Raw genomic sequence first — 2,516 nt, forward strand, 5'->3', positions numbered from 1 at the left:
CCCCTCAGCCCGTTGGCCGGCGGGGTCGAGCTCGCCGGCCGCGCCGGGTCTTTGGGCAGGCGCGGCCGCTCGGTAAGCTGCCGCTTGTCCTTGTCGTAGCCGACCCACTGGGCCGGGATGTCGTACAGGTGCCGGCCGAGTCCGAACTTCGAGCAGGCCCGCTTGAAGGCTTGGGCCTCGGCAGACGTGCCGGGCGCGAAGTCGTCGCCGCTGGACTCGCCGGTGCTCGAGCGCGTGACGCCGTGGATGGTCAGCTCGCAGATGATGCGCTCTGCCCAGGGCTTGAAGACTACCGCCCACTCGCCAGGGCACAGCTCGTCCAGGCGCCGCTCATAGTCGCGGGGATCCACGTAGGGTAGGGCCTGCGCTTTGGTCTTGTCGCGGTTGGTCGCTCCGGCCCGCCACTGGATAGTGACGGGCGGGAAGGGGGCGGCAAGTCTCTCGAGCAGCTCGGGCCAGTTCATGCGGCACGCTCCAAACCGGGCGCAGCGAGCGCCCCTAGAATCTCGTCAGCAGCTTTCACCGCTCGCTCGCCGGCCGGCATCAGCTCGGCGGCATCCTCGGCCCAGCTCGCCAGGTACGCGAAGCTGTAGCGTGACGTATCCAGCCCCAGCGAGTGACACACGACATAGGCGCAGCTCTCGGCCTCGAGCTCGCGGGTGTGGCGCTGCTCGCCGGGCGTCGTCTCAGCGTGCAGGATGGCGTGGGCCAGCTCATGCACGAGCGTCTTGAGCGTTTGCAGCGGGGGCAGGTCGGGCCGGAGCGTGATCGCCTTCGTCAGCCGGTGGAAGGTTCCCAGGGCGGCCCCTACTTCGCGCCGCTCGACTCGGGAGCCTCGGCTCTCGGCGTAGCGCTCGAGCCTGGCAATGGCCTCCCTTATCCCTTCGCCGTCCTCCTCGAGCAGCTCGGGCCGGGGTGGCTCGGCGATGGGCTCGCCGTCGGTCTGCGAGACGTCGAAGACATGCGCGGTGCGGAAGCCGAACAGCAGGCGTCTCTCTTCGCCGTTTTCTTCTTGCTTGCGGGTGAGCGGGGCCAAGATGGCGATCCCTTTCTCGCCCTTTCTGACCTGGCGGCCCAGGTCGCGCCAGCGGTTGAAGCCGGCAACCATCGTCGCGTCGGGGCGCTGTAGCTGGATGAGGAAGCAGTTGTTAAAGCTGTAGGCGTGCAGCTTGGCCCGAACCTCGAGCGCGGCTTTCCAGCTCTCGGAGCCCATCAGCTCGGCCATGCCCTTTTGCAGCAGCTCGAGCGCTTTGTTGGGCTTTTGGGGTTGGGGGCCGCTCATCGGCGACCCCTGGCGATTCCCACGAGGACGTGATTGTCAGCCTTCCGGCGCTGGCCGCGACGCTTTCGCCGGATTTGGTACTCCGGCGTGCCGTTGGCGGTGTTGTCGTGGCGCGGCCGCTCGAGCTTGGGCGCGCTCATGCGCGCCCATCACAGACCGGGCAGTGCCAAACTTCGCCGCTTGCGCACAGGCGGCAGGGTTCCGGCTCGGGCTCCTCGCCGGTGGCGTGGCAACGCGGGCAGCTAACCGCGTATTCCTCCGGCCAGCCCATCTCGAGCAGGTGGTAGCCGTCACCACCACACTCGAGGCACGGGGTAGCGGCGCTCATGCCGCTACCCCCGCGAAGATGAAGCGCCCGCCGGCCCGCTTGCGCTCATGCACCCTCACCCCGTAGGGCTCGAGCAGGCTAACAGCGGCGCAGACTGGCAGGCGCGGGTCGGTCTGGAAGCCTACGCAGACGCGGCCCTCTGCGCCCACGCGGGCGGCCAAGTCGGCCAGCAGGCATTCCACACGCTCGGACTCGGGCGCGTGCATGAGAGCGGAAAGAAGGGCGGAAAAAACTGCTACAGTGGTCATTGGTTCTCTCCTGTCGGGAGGACTAAGAAAGCCGCGCGACTGTGGAAGGGAGCGCGGCTTTTGCTTTGGTCTCAGGGCGACTTCGGAGCACTCGCGGGTACGGCTTGTCGGTAGCGCGCAGAGGCTCGGCCAGCGTGTCCAGCGCTGGGGTCAAATCGAGCGTGCAGGCGGTCGGGCCGCGTGCCGGTCGTGCTCCTAGTTGTCATTGTGCGCGAGCGGGGTCTCCCCCTGCTCAGTAATCAGAATAGCACAGATAGAGAGATATGTCAAGCAAAATAGCCCGCACAGGACGGGCTAAACGCGAATGATGAAGGCCCTAGAAAAGGGGCGGCTGCGACGAGACGCGGAGCCAGCCGGAGACCCCGGCGAGAGTGAGGGGACGCCAGCCGGAGCCGACGGGTCGGGGCCCAGCCACCCAGACGGGTAGGCCCAGCTCGAGCGCGGTACGGATAGCCAGGGCCGAACCCGGCCCAATGGCGCCACCACGGCCAGGGAAAACGGCGAGGGTGTGCGCGCACGAGACCACGCGGCGGGTGCGCTCCGCGAGCGCGGCCTGCACGGGCAGGTGCGGATAGAGCTCAGCGGCCCGCAGGACGACGCCACTCGAGCCCGCTGCCAGGCGCACGGTCTGGTCGACGCCGCTAGCGCAGCCGACGAC

At 68.3% G+C, this 2,516-nt stretch carries 4 protein-coding genes; all 4 read right to left on the bottom strand.

The genetic code is table 11. The features are described from left to right. A partial coding sequence (locus M3498_16835; GenBank protein ID MDQ3460936.1) for a hypothetical protein occupies nt 1-464 on the bottom strand: 464 nt, incomplete at its 3' end. Further along, on the bottom strand, nt 461-1,282 hold the full coding sequence (locus M3498_16840) for an ArdC-like ssDNA-binding domain-containing protein (GenBank protein MDQ3460937.1): 822 nt from the start codon (nt 1,280-1,282) through the stop codon (nt 461-463). The genes M3498_16835 and M3498_16840, both read right to left, overlap by 4 nt. A 324-nt stretch (nt 1,283-1,606) precedes the next feature. After that, entirely contained in the window at nt 1,607-1,858 is a 252-nt protein-coding gene (locus tag M3498_16845; GenBank protein MDQ3460938.1) for a hypothetical protein, read from the bottom strand. A gap of 316 nt (nt 1,859-2,174) precedes the next feature. After that, the coding region (locus M3498_16850) for a hypothetical protein (protein ID MDQ3460939.1) at nt 2,175-2,516 on the bottom strand (342 nt) is incomplete at its 5' end.

This window comes from Deinococcota bacterium (genome assembly GCA_030858465.1).
Classification (GTDB): domain Bacteria; phylum Deinococcota; class Deinococci; order Deinococcales; family Trueperaceae; genus JALZLY01.

What these genes read in the sequence shown, in the direction of transcription:
- M3498_16840 (MDQ3460937.1), bottom strand. Translation starts at nt 1,282, where the DNA reads ATGAGCGGCCCCCAACCCCAAAAGCCCAACAAAGCGCTCGAGCTGCTG.
- M3498_16845 (MDQ3460938.1), bottom strand. Translation starts at nt 1,858, where the DNA reads ATGACCACTGTAGCAGTTTTTTCCGCCCTTCTTTCCGCTCTCATGCAC.